We start from the raw sequence: 16,687 nt of genomic DNA, 5'->3' as shown, positions 1-16,687 counted from the left end.
TTGTTGTCCCGGACTGCTCTCGGCCGGTGGACGCCCTGCCGGTTGTCTGGCATGCTAATTGCTGGAACCGGCAATACCTCTCTACCCATACATCGCGTGATCTGGCGGAGATTTCCGATGGGTATGCTTGGCAACTCTGTCGATAAATATGTGACCGGCAGAATGCTCCAGACGTCCAACGACCGGCGGTGGGGGCATCTCCTGGCCGAGCGATGGAGTCATGAGCCGGGCGATCTCCCTCCGCAATTGCCGCGCGACACCGAGATCGCGATCTTGCTGCGCGGCAGTTCGGTCGTCGACCGCGAAGGCGCCGGCATGCGGCAGCGCACCTTCGGCAGGAGAGGCACCGTCTGGCTCTGCCCGGCCGGCATCCGCGAAGACTTCATCCGCGTGGAGAACCAGATGCAGGAATGCCTGCATCTCTTTCTTCCGGGCAAGCCGTTCGACGACACCATGCTCAGGGATCTCGACATCGATCCCTCGGGCATGTCCATCCGTTACGAGACGATCGATCGGGACATGTTCATCGAGCACGTCGCGGACCGCATTCTCGCGGAGCTCGCGCAGGAGACCTCCACAGGCCGCCTTTTGATCGAAAGCCTGGGGCGGGCCTTGTCCGCCCATCTGGTGCACAGCTACGCCGCCAGTTCAGTCCGGCTGAAGCAATCCTGTGCCGTGCAGAAACCGCTCGATGCGAGGCGCCTGTCGCGTGTCACGGAATTCATCGACGCATCCGTCGAGCGCGAGTTCACCGTGAAGGATCTCGCATCGGTGGCCTGCATGAGCCCGGCGCATTTCTCCCGCAGCTTCAAGGCGGCGACCGGAGCTGCACCGCACGAATATGTCAGCCGTCAGCGCCTCGATCTCGCCAAGCGGCTCCTGTCGACCAGCGATCGCCCGCTGGTCGATATCGCCTTTGCCGCGGGATTTTCCTCGCAGGCCAATTTCAACCGCGCCTTCCGCAAGGCGGTCGGCACGACGCCGAGCCTTTATCGGGCGCGGAAGGGGCAGGATTGAGCCTGCCCGCATCAAGTATGGATGATGTGGCCTTGAGATCCCCACGGGTTTTGCCCGATGGGTCAAGCTTTTAATTCGGAAAAGACGAATATCTAAAAATACGAAGTGCGGCCGTGACTTGGCTACTGTGCATGGGGTTGTTTTTCGAGATTTTGTTCGGTGAGGGGTTGACTGCAAGCCGATCTCGCGGCTCACCCCTTCGGCCCGCGCAGCTGCGCCGTCAGCCTGTCCATTGCGTCCGCCGCGTCGCGCCACTGGGACAGCCAGCTGCGCGGAAAGCGGAAGGTGAGGTCGGCGCCGCCGACGCGGCGCTCGGACAGGCACATGCCCGGGGTGGCCGCATCGCGGGTGCAGCGCGCGGTCAGCGCGGGGCTTGCAGCCGAATAGAAGTCTTCGCTGCCGTAAGGGGTCTCAGTCCGGAACATCCGCATCGTCAGGCCGTCCGCGGGCGTCGCTGCGGCCTGGTCGAGATAGCGCGGATAGATCGTGGCCGTTCGCTGCTCGGGCGAAAGCGCATCGTGGTGGGCTGTGATCGACAGGAAGATGCGGTCGATCGATTGCACTGCCGCTTCCACCGTGTCGGCGGTGACGTGCTTCGGCGCGCCGGGCGGCTCGAGAGAGGGATAGAGGAAGTCGAGATCGATGCGCTCCTGCGGCCCGGAGTGCCGCTGGATCTTCATGCGGATCGCCGTCACCGGCAGGTTGAACAGCGTGCCGCCGACGCTTACCGGCAGCTTGTCGGGGGCGTTCGCGCCGCGGGTGCCCCAGGTCGGCCACAACAGATAGGCGACGAGCGCGACCGCGCAGACCGCAGCAATGCCGCCGAGCACGATCGGGACGGCATGCGCCCAGGTGCGCGTGCGGGGGGACCTATGGGGAACTGCCGAAAACACCGTCATGAGCTTGCGCGAGGTCGAGCCGGACATCGGCCGGTAGCCGACGAATCAGCGGCGAATATGCCATGCGGCGGCGATTTCGCGCAGCGTTCCCGGCCGCGGGGGGCGGGGGCGGCCCTGCGTGCAAGGGACAGCGGCGTTAACCTTCCCTTAAGGATAATGTAGCGTTAACCGGCTCCATTTGTCACAGGAATGCTCGGCGTTGCGTAAGGGCGGACCGTTCCGATGACACCTGAAGCTTTCAACACCTTCTTCTCGATCTGCATTGGCTTCGCGCTCGCGGGCGCGCTCGTGAACGGATACCAGGCGCTCGCGCAGCGGCCCGCCGGCTTCGGCCTGTTGCAGGACGGCGTGGCGCCGAAGACCTTCGCGGCGGTGCCGTTCCTGGTGTTCGCCGCGCCCTTCATCATCATGCGCAACACGCTGCGCGGCATGCGGGTGGAAAGCCGCCGCGCCGAGTTCGTGATGATGGCGACCCTCATCGCCGGCTTCTGGAGCATGATGAGCGGCACCTTCTTCCTGATGACGTTGCGCGCGGCCGGCGTTCTGGGCTGACGCCCGCGCTTTGAGCGCTGCCGGCGCGAGGCCTTTGCGTCGCGGCTGCCGTTTGGCTATGCCAGTGGTCAACGCGACAGGAGACCTCCATGGCGATCTACGAGCTCGACGGGCAGGCGCCCGACCTTCCCGCCGACGGCAATTATTTCATCGCCGAGACCGCCACCGTGATCGGCCGCGTGCGCCTGAAGCCGGGCGCGAGCGTCTGGTTCGGCGCGGTGCTGCGCGGCGACAATGAATGGATCGAGATCGGCGAGGGTGCCAACGTGCAGGACGGCTCGACCTGCCACACCGATCTCGGCTTTCCGCTGATCATCGGGAACAACTGCACCGTCGGCCACAATGTCATCCTTCATGGCTGCACCATCGAGGAGGGCGCGCTGATCGGCATGGGCTCGATCGTGATGAACGGGGCGAAGATCGGTCGCAACAGCATCGTCGGAGCCGGTTCCGTCATCACCGAGGGCAAGGAATTTCCCGAACGTTCCCTCGTCATCGGCTCACCGGCGCGCGTGATCCGCACGCTCGACGACGCCCAGGTGCAGCGAATGGGGAGCGCGGCGAGGTTCTATGTCGCCAATGGTCCGCGCTTCAAAAAGGGCCTGAAGCGGATCGGTTGAGGCTCAGCTTCCCTCGGATTCGCGCGCTTCGATCGCGCCTGCAACCCTCTCGTGGCCGGCAGCCCATAGCGCGTGCTCGTCGCTGCCGTCGGTGTAGGGATTGGCCTCAGCCGGAATGTTGTCGCGCGCGGCGCGTTCGCCTTCTGCAAAAGGATCGCGATCGGTCATCGTGATTGAGCCTCCTCGCTTTCAAGCTGATGTGACGGCATTTGTTCCGGAACCGGCCTTCGCCGCGGCGGTTGACCGGTAAAGGAGAAGTCTCATGGCCGCATCGCCTGCAACCGTCTCAATCAAGACCATGATGGTGATCTTCGCCCTTGCGGCGATGCCGGCCGTCGCGTTCGCGCAGGCGAGCGGCGGTTCTGCCGGATCGACCGGAGGCGCTGCGGGATCGACTGGAGGCTCCGTCGGATCGAGCGGAGGCGTCGCCAACTCACCGGCTCCACCGCCCGGCACCAACAGCCTGGGTACGGCTCAGTCATCCGGCCCGGGCTCCGGAGTTACGACCGGCAGCGGCACAGGCGGCAGCGCCGACGCCACCGTCAATGCCGAGAATCGGATGCTCGACAAGAAGCTCAAGAGCATCTGCCGCGGCTGCTGATGGTCGCGCGGAAGTGAGACAGCCTGGCTGTCCCGAATGCCCAAGTGACGTTAGCTTGATCCGCTTTGAAGCGTGGAGCGTGTCCACGCGGAGGATCGAGTGATGTTACGCAAGATGATGATGGCGGCGCTGGCCGTCGCGGCGGTCGGGCTGTCGGCGCCGCAGGTGGCCCACGCAGGGGGATTTGGGCATGGCGGCGGCCATGGTGGCTGGGGTCATGGCGGTGGTGGCTGGGGCCATGGCGGCCATTGGCATGGCGGCGGCTTCTGGCCAGGTGTCGCGATCGGGGCAGGCATCGCCGGCGCCGGCTACTACGGCGGCTATTACGGCTACGGCTACCCCTATTACGGCGGTCCCACCTATTATAGTACCGGCTACGGCGACTACAACGATGGTTATGGCGGCTGCTACGTCGCGCGCAAGCGCGTCATGACGCCGGCGGGCTGGCGCATCCGCCGCGTGGACGTCTGCGAATAGCGTCCCACAAAAAAACAAGGCCGTTGACGCAGTATACCGTCAACGACCTTGCCAGCCCCGGACATTGAAATCGGCTCACGCCATCCGGTAAGGGCGACCATCGCGCGGAATCATACGGCTGAATGTGATCCAGTTCACAAGTCGCGAAAATAAAAGTTCCACCGCGTGGCGGACGCTCAGCCGCGCGAGCGCTTTCGCGCACTGGCGTGGACACGGTGCCGCGCTGGTTTCCTGCGGGTAACCGAGGGCGTTTCAACCTCGGTCGCCCGTGCGCTGGCAAACGACTGCCGCAGGCCGTCGATGGACTCGTTCAGCGATGCGACCTGTTCGGACAGGCGCTTGGTGTCGGCCTGCTGCGCCGCCATCAGCCGCTTCATCGTCTGGAGCTGGTCCTGCACGACCTGCAGCTGGTCGATCGATTCCTGCTGCGTCGCCTCCAGCCCCTTGGTCTTCTCGACCAGCTGCTCGGAGGCCTGGGCCGTGCGGGCCTGGAGCTGCCGCGATGCCACCACCCGGTCGGCTTCAGGAGCGGCGCCGGTATAGGCCCGCCAGATCGCGATCGAGGTCACCCCCGCGATCAGGAGCAGGAGCGCAGCGGCGGTCAGCGCGATGGGCTGGGCGCCAAGGCGAAACAGGGGGTTCGACGGTGTGTCCTGGGCGAGATCGATCATCGCTGACAAAACCCAAATTGAAACTTGGTGAGTGGCGAAGACCGGCAACCAGAGGTCGCCGGGGGCGTCCCGAAAGTGTTACGTTTCCGCAAGGAATGGGACCAAAAAGAGGCTAAGGGCCAAAAAACCAGGAATCAGCGGGCCTTGCGGCCTCCACGGTTCCGCCCTGCTGTGAGAATCAAGGTTGAAACGGCGCAAACGGCCCGGAATAGATCTTGGATCGCGGGGCCGCATAGGGTCCGAGCCGGGAGGTCTTCAGGCCCAGCCGCACCAGTGATTCCGCCAGCGTCACGCCTGCAGCGACGCCGTCGATCACGGGCAGGCCGTGGGTAGTGGCGAGCTCAGCGGCGAGATCGGCCATGCCGGCGCAGCCGAGCACGATGGCTTCCGCCCGGTCGTCACGGATCGCGGCCGTGATCTCCGTGGAGATCTTTGCGAGCGCGTCCGTGTTGCGCTCCTCGAGCGCGAGCACCGGAACCTCGGCGGCGCGTACGCGGGCGCAGCGATCAGCGAGGCCGTATTTCCGCAGATTATGTTCGATCGGCACGATGGAGACACCGAGCGTCGTCACCACGGCAAAGCGCGCGGCAATCAGGCTCGCCAGGTGGAAGCCAGCCTCTCCAATGCCGATCACCGGCGCCTTCGCGACGGCGCGCGCGGCATCCAAGCCGGTGTCGTCGAAGCAGGCGATGATGTGGGCCTCCGCACCATCGCGGTCGGCCTCGCGGATGCAGCCGAGCATGCCGGGCACGGCGAAGGCTTCGTCGTAAAATCCCTCGATCGAGACCGGGCCCATCGTCGGCTGCCGCGCGTCGATCACCGTGCCGGGCAGGGCGACGCTGCGCGCTGCAGCGGCGATCTTCGCCGTCATGGTAACAGTGGTGTTGGGATTGACGACGTGCAGCCGCATCGGATCAGACGAGCCCTTTACCGGCGTCCGAACCCTTGGCCGCCTGCCGCTTGTTGAGCATGTGGATGGTGCCGAGCGCAAGCGTGATCACCGTGAACGAGACAGCCGAGATCACTGTGCCGAGCGCGTAGATGTCGGGATTCGTCACCGTGGTGGTCAGGCCCTGCAGATCGAGCGGCAGCGTATTCACCGCCCCGATCGCCTGGCTGGAGCGGGCGAGCTCGTCCCAGGACAGCGTGAAGCCGAACAGGCCGATGCCGATCACGGAAGGCAGGATGATCGGCAGCACGACATGGCGGAACGTCTGCCACGGCGTCGCCCCGAGATCGCGCGCGGCTTCCTCGAGGCGGGGATCGAAGCGGTTGAAGATCGCGAACATGATCAGAAGACCGAACGGCAACGTCCAGGTCAGGTGTGCGCCGAGACCCGATGTGAGCAGGCCCATCGAGGTCTCGAAATTCTCGTTCCAATGCGCCTTGATCAGATCGTCGATGATGCGAAACTCAAGTGAGATGCCGAGCGAGGTGATGATCGAAGGCACGATCAGGCTCGCGATCGCCGAATAGAACAGAATGCTCTGCGCCCTGAACTTCCTGCGGAAGGCCATGCCGGCAGCGACCGACAGCACGACGGTGACGATCATCACGATCACGCCGAGCAGCAGCGAGCGGCGGAAGGCCGCGCCGAGATCGACGATGCCGGTGCCCTGGAACAGTTTTGCGATCCAGAAGGTCGACACGCCATTCATCGGGAAGGTGAGGCCGCCCTGCGGCCCCTGGAACGACAGCACGTAGATCGCGATCATCGGCCCATAGAGAAACAGCACATAGGCCGCGAAGAAGATCGCGAGCACGTAGAAAGAGCGCGGGCGTCCTTCCTTCATGCTCTAGAGCTCCTTCTTGATGTCGACGATGCGCGACATCATGGTGATGATCAGGAAGGTGATCGCGAGCAGGATCACGGCGTTGGCCGCGGCGGCCGGGAATTGCAGCGCGTTCACCCGCGTCTCGATGATCTTGCCGGCAGCTGCGATCTGCTGGCCGCCCATCACGCCGATGGTGATGAAGTCGCCCATCACGATGGTGATGACGAAGATCGAGCCGATCACGATGCCCGGCTTTGCCAGCGGGATGATGACGTTGACGAGCGTCTGGAAGCCGGTCGCGCCGGCATCGTAGGCGGCTTCGATCAGCGACTTATCGATGCGGATCATCGAATTGAAGATCGGCACCACCATGAAGAAGGTGAAGAGGTGCACCAGCGCCAGCACCACCGAGAATTCGGAGAACAGCAGCCATTCCAGCGGCTGGTTGATCAGGCCGGTCTTGACGAGGCCGGAATTGACGAGGCCGTTGCGCCCGAGCAGCGGAATCCAGGCGATCATGCGGATCACGTTGGAGGTCCAGAACGGGATCGTGCAGAGCAGCGACAATCCCATCTGCCAGGTCTTGGACTTGACATGGAAGGCGAGGAAATAGGCGACCCAGAAGCCGATGAACAACGTGATCGCCCAGACCAGGAAGCACAATTTCAGCGTCTTCAGATAGGTCTTGCCGATCGTGCAGAGGTCGGGCAGCTGCGCGATGCAGCCTTCGAACGTGTCGGTGTAACCTCGGCCCGAGAAGGCCGGCAGCAACTGGTATTCGTTGTAGTCCCAGAACGAGACGATGACGACGAAGACGAGCGGAATGAGGAAGAAGGCCAGAAACACCAGCATCATCGGCCCGGCCTGGAGCCAGGAGATGAAGGAGGGCGACAGGCGCGTCGGCTTCGCCGCGCGCGCTGTGCCCGACCCCGGGATCAAGCCCGGGGACGCCTGTTGCAGGACCTCTTCCGACATGTCCATTACGCCGCAATGAACTCATTCCACTTGCGGACCATGTAGTCGTTCTCGTCCATCACCGCGTTCCAGCAGGCGACGCCGCCCATGCGGTCCTCATAGGAGCCGCCGTCACGCACGGCGCCGGCCTTCTCGAGCAGCGAGCCGTCGGGCGCCTTGATGTCCTTCTCGGCCGGCTTGCCTTCCATCCAATAGGCCCACTCGTAGGGCTCCATATGTGCCTTCGCGGTGGAGAGCACGGCAGAGTAGTAGCCCTGACGATTGAGATAGGCACCGGCATAGCCGGACAGGAACCAGTTCACGAATTCATAAGCCCATTCGAGCTTCGCGCCTGACACGCCCTTGGAGACGCAGAAGCCCGAGGCCCAGGAGCGATAGCCTTCCTTCAGCGGCTGGAAGGTGCAGGCAATGCCCATCGAGCGGACCTTGGTGACTGCCGGCGACCACATCGACTGGATCACGGTTTCCCCTGATGCCATCAGGTTGACGCTCTCGTTGAAGTCTTTCCAGAAGGCGCGGAACTGGCCGGCCTTCTTGGCCTCGGTCATCACCTTCATGGTGAGATCAATCTCTTCCTTGGTCATGTTGCCCTTGTCGGCATATTTGTACTTGCCGGTGGCTTCCACGACCATTGCGGCGTCCATGATGCCGATCGAGGGGATGTTGAGGATCGAGGCCTTGCCCTTGAATTCGGGGTTGAGCAGCTCGGACCAGGAGCCGATCGGGCGCTTGATCAGGTCGGGGCGGATGCCCAGCGTGTCGGCGTTGTAGACCGTCGGGATCAGCGTGACGAATTCAGTCGCCGAGGTCGCGAACTTCTTGGAGTCTTTGCCTTCGAGATAGAGCACCTTCCAGGGCGCGGTGCCCTGGCCGCCGATCTTCTTGCCGCCGGGCGTCTCGCCCTTGGTGAAGACAGGTGTGATGTTGTCGAACTGTTTGATCTTCCTGGCGTCGAGCGCAAGGATGTTGCCCGACGGCACGATCTTCTTCAGCGAGAAATATTCGGTGTCCAGCACGTCGAAGGAGTTCGGCTGGGTCATCACGCGCTTCGTGACATCGTCGGTGGTCGCGGTGATGTATTCGATCTTGATGCCGGTGTCCTTCAGGCACTGCTTGGAGATGTCGTCGCCCTCGTTCACGGCGGTTCCGAGATAGCGCAGCACCTTGGTCTCGGCCGACTTCACATAGGGAAAGCCGGTGATGGCGCCGGAGCCGGCGGCAAGGCCGGCCAGACTGGCGGTGCCCTTGAGCAGCGTGCGGCGGCTGACGCCCTTTGTCCTGATGGTCTCGCTCATGTCAGTCACTCCTCTGTTGCGCATTCCAGTGATCGATCGGCGCTATTGCAGGCGTTGCGCCTTGGCGGGATCCCAGGTGGCCAGCACGCGATCGCCCGGACGGAACGGGTGGACGTCGAAGGTGGCTTCGGGAACGTGGGAGAACAGGGCGGTGCCGTCGTCGAGCGTGAGCGAGACGGCGATGTAAGAGCCCTGGTATTCGGTCTGGATCAGCCGCGCCGGCGCGCCGAACGCACCGTCCGTGAACGGAGCGATGCCGAGCTGATCGGCGCGCACGGCGATCAGGTTGCCGGCGTCGCTGAGCACGTTGTGGCCGCCGATGAAGCGCGCCACGAATTCGGTGCGGGGATGGTGGAAGATGTCGCGCGCGGTGCCCTGCTGCTCGATCCGGCCGTGGTTCATCACCACGATGTGGTCGGCGAGCGCCATAGCCTCTTCCTGGCCGTGGGTGACTTGGATGAAGCTGATGCCGAGCTCGCGCTGCAGCCGCTTCAATTCACCGCGCATCTTCACGCGCAGGAACGGATCGAGCGCGGAGAGCGGCTCGTCGAGCAGGAGGATCTGCGGCTCGGTGATCAGCGCGCGGGCGAGCGCAACGCGCTGCTGCTGGCCGCCGGAGAGCTGGGCCGGGAGACGGCCCGCATATTGGCTCATCGCGACCAGCTCGAGCAGTTCGCCGGCGCGCTTGTGCCGCGTCGGCTTGTCGACGCCGCGCATCTTCAGGGCGAAGGCGACGTTGTCGATCACGCTGAGATGCGGAAACAGCGCGTAGGACTGGAACATCATCGCGGTGCCGCGTTCGGCCGGCGGCAGGTCGGTGACGTTTTGGCTGCCCAGGATGATGTCGCCCTCGCTGACCGCCTCGTGGCCCGCGATCATCCGCAGGGTCGAGGTCTTGCCGCAGCCGGACGGGCCGAGCAGGCAGCAATAGGTGCCGGCCGGGATCTTCAAATTGACGGTGTCGACCGCCAGCGTCGTGTCGTAGCGCTTGGTGACGGCGACCAGTTCGAGAGCGGCGGGAGTGGCCATGGCGTGTCCGAGGAGGGGCGGTGCTTCCGGCCTCTCTCCGCAAGGTCCGTGCCAACCAGCTTCGGTCCGCCGATTTCTCAAAACTGTGCAGCGGAGTCAGATCGTTAGATCGAATCCGGTGCATCCGGGCTGCCCGCCGCCTGCGCAGTCGTTTGCACACAAAATAGGCGAAGATTGTATAAAGTTTCGCCTGTGATTGGATACAGGTCGTCGACTAACATTCGAAGCGAACGTCGTCGACCGAGCCCTCAAGCCCAACTCTCGAACCAATGGCCGCCAAGTCCCGCCCCAAATCCGACGCGCCAGATGCGAGCGATCGGGTCAGCCGCATCCGGGAGGGCGTAACCGCCGCGATCCTCGAGCATCGCCTGCTGCCGGGCACGAAGCTCGGCGAGGACGAGATCGGTGAGATCTACGGCGCGAGCCGCACGCTGGTCCGCAGCGCACTGCAGCAACTTGCGCATGAGGGCATCGTCAACATCGAGAAGAACCGCGGCGCGTTCGTCGCGCGCCCCACGCCCGCCGATGCTCGCGAGGTGTTCGAGGCGCGGCGCCTGATCGAGCCCACCATCGTCGATCACGCCATCGACGCGATGTCGCCGGCCTGGCTCGATCGTCTCCAGCAACATCTTACCGAGGAACGCGAGGCCGAGCTGCGCGGCGACGCGCGCGCCTCGGTTCGGCTTTCCGGTGAGTTTCACAAGCTCGTCGCCGAGATGAGCGGCCACAGCATCTATCTCGGCTTCCTCAAGGAGCTGATCGCGCGTTCCTCGCTCATCATCCTGCTGTACCGCCGCCACGACACACCGGCCTGCGGCACCGATCATCACGCCGGCATCGTCGCCGCGATCCGCAAGCGCGACAAGCAGGCGGCGCGCGCGCAGATGCTGTCGCATCTGACCGAGATCGAGGACGAGTTGTTCCTCAAGGACCCCGCCGCCGACGAGCTGCGGCTTGCGGACGTGCTGGGCGTCTGATCCGCATCGATCTTAAAGCGCCAGGAATCTGCGCCGGAGCCGCGATCCCGCGTCAGTGGCTGAGTTCGCGTTCTGCGGCGAGCTGCCCGTCTGGGGTGATCTCGTACTCGCCGCCTCGCTTCGTCATCCATCCTGACCTGACCATCTCCCGTGCAAGCTGCACCGAGCAGATGGGATGGTTACCTCCTGGGTAATACAGCCTGTCATTTCGGACCAGCAAGTGGCCGTACAGTTGGGCGTGACGTAATGCCCTGCGCATCCCGGGTGATGGATCTTTCATGTCGGTTCAAGCGCGAGCGCGACGAAGGTTCCTAATCAACGCCGTGACTTTCGATGGCGTTTGCGCTCCGCGGGGCGGGTAGGAACTCGCTTTCTGCCGCATCGTTTGTCCTTTTCGAAGGAGCAGCATCATGAACGTACGGGACGAGTACACGCGATCGCTCTGGATGGATGTTTCGGTCGCGGATGCCCCCGCGCTGTCGCGCACCGTGGGCGTCGACGTCGTTGTCATCGGCTCCGGAATAGCGGGGCTGTCGGTGGCTTATGAACTGGCCTGCCATGGACGTTCGGTCGCCGTGCTCGATCGAGGCGGTATCGGCAGCGGGATGACGGCGCGCACCACGGCGCATCTGGCGACGGCGCTCGACGATGGCTACGGCGAATTGGTCAGGGTCCGCGGCCCTGATTGTGCGCGGCACTATTATCAGAGCGTCGAAGCCGCAATCGACCGCGCCCAAGCCATTCAGCGCGACGAGCACATCGATTGCGATTTTCGGCGTGTCGACGGTTACTGGGTGCAGGCGCCCGAAACGCCCGCGTCCGAGCTGGATGAGGAATTGGATTGCTGTCGCAAGCTCGGGATCCCCGTCGAAGATTGCGCCGAGCCGACCGTATTCCATTCTGGAGGTCTGGTGCGCTCGTTGCGCTTTGCCCGCCAGGCGCGCCTGCACCCGACCCGATATCTTGCTGGCCTAGCCGGCGCACTTCAGCGCCGCGGGGCGGAGCTCTGTGCCGACACCTGCGTCGAAAGCATCCGGCAAGAGCGTGGCGACATGATCGTGACGACCGCCTCGGGCTACGAGGTCCATGCCGCCGACGTGGTCGTCGCGACGAACTCGCCGGTCAATGTGCAAGTGGCGATCCATACCAAGCAGGCGCCTTACCGCACCTATGCGCTTGCCGCCAAAATCCCGGCCGGCGCGCTGGAGGATGCGCTGTACTGGGACACGCTCGATCCCTATCACTATGTCAGGCTCCAACCGCTCTCCGCGGACGAGGATCTCGTCATCATTGGCGGCGAAGATCACAAGTCCGGTGAAGCGGACGACGGCGCACAGCGCCTTGCCGCGCTCGAACGCTGGGCGCGCGAGCGATTGCCGGCGCTGCGCGAGGTCACTCACCGATGGTCAGGTCAGGTGCTGGAGCCGAGCGATTTCGTCGGCTTCATTGGCCGCAGCCCCGGCGAGGAGCACCTCTTCATCGTCAGCGGTGACTCCGGACAGGGCATCACGAACGGGCTGGTAGCGGGCATGCTGATTGCGGATCTCGTCATGACCGGCGCGAGCCCGTGGGAGGAGGTCTACGCCCCGGCACGGAAGATTCAGAAGAACCTCGGCGAATTCATCAGCGAGAACATCACGCCGCTGAAGAATTTCGCGGAGTATCTGACGGCGAGCGAGATCGCGGGCGTCGAACATCTGCGCCCCGGGGAGGGACGCCTTGTTCGCAGCGGCCTGAAGAAGATCGCGGCGTGCCGGGACCGGAACGGACATTTGCATCTGCATTCGGCAAGCTGCACCCATCTCGGCTGCGTCGTGCACTGGAATGCGCTCGAGCAATGTTGGGATTGCCCGTGTCACGGTTCGCAATTCGCCCCGGATGGCACCGCGCTCAACGGCCCTGCGGTGTCTCCTCTCGGCGACATCGACAAACCGGCCAATCTTGAAGCCGCCGAGTGAGGCGTGAGGACCTCGCGGACGCGCTGGGCGAGTTCCCTGATTTCGCACACGGCGATATCTCTTTGATTCAAATTGGAGCCGACCGCGGCGACCTCCCGCCAATGCAGATGGCAGGACTGCATATTTGCCGCTGTGGTGGCCAGTTGACGGCGGCCAGACGTCGGCGTCCAATGGCGCGTAGAAGTTGCGTGCCTGCCATCACCCCTCGCGTTGCCCTGCACCTCAGCGGAGGCCGGCCATGTTGGGTTTGAGGATGCCGGCCAGAGTGTCCGGAATCGCCACGCTGCTTGCGGCCGTTGCAACGATCCTCGGCAGTGCGTCCTCTGCACAGGCCCAGCAGGACTCCGCCGTCCTGCTTCGCAACGTGCGGATATTCGACGGCAAGAGCGCCGCGCTCTCAGCCGCGTCCAACGTCCTGGTCAGAAACCGGAAGATCGAGAAGATTTCGACCGCGGACATCGCGGCCGCCGGCCAGGTGATCGACGGCGGCGGCCGCGTGCTGATGCCCGGACTGATCGACGCGCATTGGCACGCGATGCTGGTGCGCCCGACGCCGATGGCCGCGCTTGCGGGCGATGTCGGCTATAACAACCTGCTCGCCGCCAGCGAGGCGACAGCCACGCTGATGCGCGGCTTCACCACCGTGCGCGACATGGGCGGGCCGAGCTTCGGCCTCAAGCAGGCCATCGACGAGGACCTCGTCGCAGGTCCCCGCATCTATCCCTCCGGCGCCGTAATCACCGTCACCAGCGGTCACGGCGACTTCCGCCAGCTCTCCGATCTGCCGCGAACGATCGGCGGCATGCTCAGCCGCATGGAGCGGATCGGCGCCAGCATGGTGGCCGACAGTCCGGACGAGGTCCGCGTGCGCGCGCGCGAGCAGCTCATGCAAGGGGCCTCGCAGGTCAAGCTCACCGCAGGCGGCGGCGTTGCATCGCCCTTCAGCCCACTCGACGTCTCCACCTTCACCGAGCCCGAGCTGCGCGCGGCGGTCGAAGCCGCCGACAATTGGGGCACCTATGTTGCTACGCACGCCTATACATCGGTCGCGATCCAGCGCTCGGTCGCGGCCGGCGTCAGATGCATCGAGCACGGTCATCTCATGGACGAGGCGAGCGCCAAGCTGATCGCCGAGAAGGGGATCTGGTTGAGCACGCAACCGTTCCTGGATATCTCCGCTGCAGCCGCGCTCGGACCCGCCGAGCAGGACAAGATGAGACAGGTGGTCGCCGGAACCGACCGCGTCTATGCGCTCGCGAAGAAGTACGGCATCAAGACCGCGTTCGGCACCGACGTCCTGTTCTCGCAGGCGTTGGCGGATCGACAGGGCGCCATGCTGGCCGCGCTCACGCGCTGGTACACATCGGCCGAAGCGTTGGCCATGGCGACGTCGGCCAATGCCGAATTGCTGAGCCTGTCGGGTCCGCGAAATCCCTATCCAGGCAAGCTCGGTGTGGTCGAGGAGGGCGCGTTCGCCGATCTCCTGCTGGTCGACGGCAATCCGCTCGACAACATCAAGCTCGTCGAAAATCCCGCAAAGAATTTTGTGGTGATCATGAAGGACGGCAAGGTCTACAAGAACATCCTCGCACGCTGACAAGCGCGCGCGTCGATCACATCCTGCGCGCCTGCCAGACATGAGGTGGCGGGATCGCTCCTAGGGGCGATCCTCCGCAACCGGCCTTTTGCGCGGCGACCCGGACGCGATCTCCGGGACTGCCGCAGGCCGCCCAGGGCTTGTCATAATTCCTGGCCTGTCATCGGAGGCATGGCTTCTCAGCGTCTCCAGAACCAGGAAGAATTTCTCGGCTAGCATGAGTCAAACTCGCTGATGCGTTCGTTTCGGTTTCGAGAACAGCGAATTCGCTCGTCAATTCGATCACTTGCTGCGCTCGCGGGCAATTTAGTTCGTAATGGCGCGCCGGATTGTGACAAGCCTTGCCGGATTTCTGCGTCTGCACGTCGTGTCGATAATCACGCAGCGCGACGTAACGGGACTATTCCTCGCCGGCCTGACGGGCTATATGCTGTCGCTCTGTCATTAAACTGTCATGTCATCGTAAATGCTGAAATCAGACCCAACACCGGCTCGCAAAACCCCGAGTGCGCCGGACGGGAATCCTGTTCCGAAGGACAACAAGAGAACGCAAGTCGTCGCCGGCTTCCTCAGGCAGATTGAACAGGCCGAGCCCGGCGCGGAACCTGCGATCGTCGAGGGCGCTGTGAGTGATCAGACGCCATCGCAAGATGCCCCGCCTGCTCCGGAACCAACTCGGTCGAGCCTTGCCGCGCACCCCGGTGAAATCGAGCTCAAGCTGCTCGTCGATGCCGATCGCATGGCGCATTTCAACGCCGCGCCGGTCATCGCGGCGAATGCACGCAACAAGGGCACGCGAAAACACCTCAAATCCGTCTACTATGATACGCCCGATCGGATGCTTCGGCGCAGCGGCCTCAGCCTGCGCGTTCGCCAGAGCGGCGCGCGCTTCGTGCAGACCGTGAAGACCGACACAGCGGATGATCCGCTGCGCCGTGGCGAGTGGGAGGCGAGCGTAGCCTCGCTTGCGCCCGATCTCGCTCTGGCGATGTCGTTCATTCCGGAGAAGCTTCGCAGCCATCTCGGAGCGCAGCCGCTCGAAGCTATCTTCACCGCCGACGTCCATCGCCACGCGCGGATGATCGACCTGCCGTCCGGCACGGTCGAGATCGCCTTCGACCAGGGCGTGCTCACCGCGAGTGATCGATCGCTGCCGGTGAGCGAGATCGAGCTGGAGCTCAAGAGCGGCAGCGCGAGCACGATCTACGAGATCGCGTTGCGGCTGGCGGAGCATGGCGCGGTGAAGCCGTCCATCCGCAGCAAGTCGGCGCGTGGCTTCGATCTTGCCGCGGGCGCGCCGCCATCGGCACGACGCCCGCGAAAACTTCGCCTCGATCCTTCGGTGACACTCGACGAAGCCTTCGCGACGATCCTACGTTCGTGCTTCCTGCATCTGCTTCAGTCGCTGCCGCCGGCCGAGGACGGGCGCAATCCGGAAGGCGTGCATCAGCTGCGTGTCTCGCTGCGCCGGATTCGATCGGCGCTCGACCTGATGCGCTCGGTCGGCGCGCTCAGCAATCTCGATGCACTGCGCTCGGAGGCGCGCTGGCTGGCGCAAGACCTGTCCGCCGCACGCGACTGGGATGTGTTCCAGCGCGAGACCCTGCCGACGATCGCGAAGGCTTGCCCTTCAATCGCCGGCTTCGATGCGCTCGGCCGGGCTGCGGCCGGGCGCCAGTCCGACGCCTATCGCAAGGCCCATCACGCGCTCGACGATCGCCGCTGCGCCATGTTCCTGATCGGCCTCGGCAACTGGATCGAGACACGGGGCTGGCGCAACGGCGTCGCCGCCGAAGATCTCGGCCGGCTCGCCGAGCCCGCCGTCAACTTCGCACAGCGCATTCTGTCCGAGCAGTATGGCAAGGTGCTCAAGCGCGGCCGCCGGTTCAAGTCGCTCACGATGGAAGAGCTGCACCGGGTGCGGCTCGCGACCAAGCGGCTGCGCTATCTCAGCGAGTTCCTGCTGCCGCTGTTTGCCGATCGCAAGTCCGCGAGGAAATTTGCCCGCAGGCTCGCCGGCTTGCAGGAGGAGCTCGGCGCCTACAACGACATGGCGGTCACGGCTTCGCTGCTCGACGGGCTCGGAGCCGAGCCCGACAGCGCCATCGCCGCCGCAGCAATTGCCGGCTGGCAGGCGCGTGCATCGATCGGTATCAAGCCCGCCTTGCAAGGCACCTGGCGCGATTTCACCACCGCGCGCGTGCCTTGGTCCTCACGGGACTGATCACCGAACCCAAAAAAGTT

The 16,687-nt window shown here is 64.3% G+C and carries 17 protein-coding genes; 9 read left to right on the top strand and 8 right to left on the bottom strand.

Going from position 1 to position 16,687, the window contains the following annotated elements:
- The first annotated feature begins 117 nt into the window (after positions 1-117).
- Entirely contained in the window at positions 118-1,017 is a 900-nt protein-coding gene (locus RAD04_RS31385) for a helix-turn-helix domain-containing protein (RefSeq protein ID WP_461626886.1), read from the top strand.
- 191 nt (positions 1,018-1,208) lie between these two features.
- Here RAD04_RS31385 and RAD04_RS31380 read toward each other — a convergent pair whose 3' ends face one another.
- Entirely contained in the window at positions 1,209-1,916 is a 708-nt protein-coding gene (locus RAD04_RS31380; protein WP_461626931.1) for a hypothetical protein, read from the bottom strand.
- Positions 1,917-2,138: 222 nt separating this feature from the next.
- On the opposite strand from RAD04_RS31380, the gene RAD04_RS31375 reads away from it, so the two are divergent.
- Together RAD04_RS31375 and RAD04_RS31370 are read left to right on the top strand one after the other, a co-directional pair.
- A complete protein-coding gene (locus RAD04_RS31375; protein ID WP_018322105.1) occupies positions 2,139-2,468 on the top strand; it encodes a DUF6949 family protein in 330 nt (109 codons plus the stop codon).
- 89 nt (positions 2,469-2,557) lie between these two features.
- On the top strand, positions 2,558-3,088 hold the full coding sequence (locus RAD04_RS31370) for a gamma carbonic anhydrase family protein (RefSeq protein WP_461626885.1): 531 nt from the start codon (positions 2,558-2,560) through the stop codon (positions 3,086-3,088).
- A gap of 3 nt (positions 3,089-3,091) precedes the next feature.
- Here RAD04_RS31370 and RAD04_RS31365 read toward each other — a convergent pair whose 3' ends face one another.
- Positions 3,092-3,256, bottom strand: coding sequence for a hypothetical protein (locus RAD04_RS31365; RefSeq protein WP_461626884.1), 165 nt, complete (start codon positions 3,254-3,256; stop codon positions 3,092-3,094).
- Between the two features lie 94 nt (positions 3,257-3,350).
- Here RAD04_RS31365 and RAD04_RS31360 point away from each other — a divergent pair, with 94 nt between their 5' ends.
- Together RAD04_RS31360 and RAD04_RS31355 are read left to right on the top strand one after the other, a co-directional pair.
- Positions 3,351-3,689 (top strand): hypothetical protein, encoded by a 339-nt coding sequence (locus tag RAD04_RS31360; RefSeq protein WP_461626883.1) that lies wholly within the window; start codon positions 3,351-3,353, stop codon positions 3,687-3,689.
- Positions 3,690-3,791: 102 nt separating this feature from the next.
- Positions 3,792-4,166: a hypothetical protein gene (locus RAD04_RS31355; protein WP_461626882.1), complete on the top strand. Its 375-nt coding sequence runs from the start codon at positions 3,792-3,794 to the stop codon at positions 4,164-4,166.
- A gap of 176 nt (positions 4,167-4,342) precedes the next feature.
- Here the strand turns inward: RAD04_RS31355 and RAD04_RS31350 are convergent, their stop codons facing one another.
- From RAD04_RS31350 to RAD04_RS31325, 6 genes are all read right to left on the bottom strand, one after another.
- Entirely contained in the window at positions 4,343-4,837 is a 495-nt protein-coding gene (locus RAD04_RS31350) for a hypothetical protein (protein ID WP_461626881.1), read from the bottom strand.
- Positions 4,838-5,015: 178 nt separating this feature from the next.
- The gene (locus RAD04_RS31345) at positions 5,016-5,747 is read right to left on the bottom strand and encodes an aspartate/glutamate racemase family protein (RefSeq protein ID WP_461626880.1); all 732 of its coding nucleotides are present in this window, start codon (positions 5,745-5,747) and stop codon (positions 5,016-5,018) included.
- A gap of 4 nt (positions 5,748-5,751) precedes the next feature.
- Positions 5,752-6,630 carry an ABC transporter permease gene (locus tag RAD04_RS31340; protein ID WP_091966290.1) on the bottom strand — a complete coding sequence of 293 codons (879 nt, stop codon included), beginning with the start codon at positions 6,628-6,630 and terminating at the stop codon, positions 5,752-5,754.
- Positions 6,631-6,633: 3 nt separating this feature from the next.
- Positions 6,634-7,593, bottom strand: a complete 960-nt coding sequence (locus RAD04_RS31335; protein ID WP_461626879.1) for an ABC transporter permease — start codon at positions 7,591-7,593, stop codon at positions 6,634-6,636.
- A complete protein-coding gene (locus tag RAD04_RS31330) occupies positions 7,593-8,882 on the bottom strand; it encodes an ABC transporter substrate-binding protein (RefSeq protein WP_201759936.1) in 1,290 nt (429 codons plus the stop codon). The genes RAD04_RS31335 and RAD04_RS31330 overlap by 1 nt, the downstream gene beginning before the upstream one ends.
- A 42-nt stretch (positions 8,883-8,924) precedes the next feature.
- Positions 8,925-9,911: an ABC transporter ATP-binding protein gene (locus RAD04_RS31325; RefSeq protein ID WP_461626878.1), complete on the bottom strand. Its 987-nt coding sequence runs from the start codon at positions 9,909-9,911 to the stop codon at positions 8,925-8,927.
- 269 nt (positions 9,912-10,180) lie between these two features.
- Here RAD04_RS31325 and RAD04_RS31320 point away from each other — a divergent pair, with 269 nt between their 5' ends.
- From RAD04_RS31320 to RAD04_RS31305, 4 genes are all read left to right on the top strand, one after another.
- Positions 10,181-10,888: a GntR family transcriptional regulator gene (locus RAD04_RS31320; protein ID WP_461626877.1), complete on the top strand. Its 708-nt coding sequence runs from the start codon at positions 10,181-10,183 to the stop codon at positions 10,886-10,888.
- Between the two features lie 410 nt (positions 10,889-11,298).
- On the top strand, positions 11,299-12,846 hold the full coding sequence (locus RAD04_RS31315; protein ID WP_461626876.1) for an FAD-dependent oxidoreductase: 1,548 nt from the start codon (positions 11,299-11,301) through the stop codon (positions 12,844-12,846).
- Positions 12,847-13,084: 238 nt separating this feature from the next.
- On the top strand, positions 13,085-14,443 hold the full coding sequence (locus RAD04_RS31310; protein WP_461626875.1) for a metal-dependent hydrolase family protein: 1,359 nt from the start codon (positions 13,085-13,087) through the stop codon (positions 14,441-14,443).
- Positions 14,444-14,909: 466 nt separating this feature from the next.
- The gene (locus tag RAD04_RS31305; RefSeq protein WP_461626874.1) at positions 14,910-16,667 is read left to right on the top strand and encodes a CYTH and CHAD domain-containing protein; all 1,758 of its coding nucleotides are present in this window, start codon (positions 14,910-14,912) and stop codon (positions 16,665-16,667) included.
- The last annotated feature ends 20 nt before the right edge of the window (positions 16,668-16,687 follow it).

This window comes from Bradyrhizobium sp. 25ACV, assembly GCF_054863005.1.
Note: the sequence above shows the minus strand (reverse complement) of the source record. Positions and strands in the feature narration are given on the sequence as shown.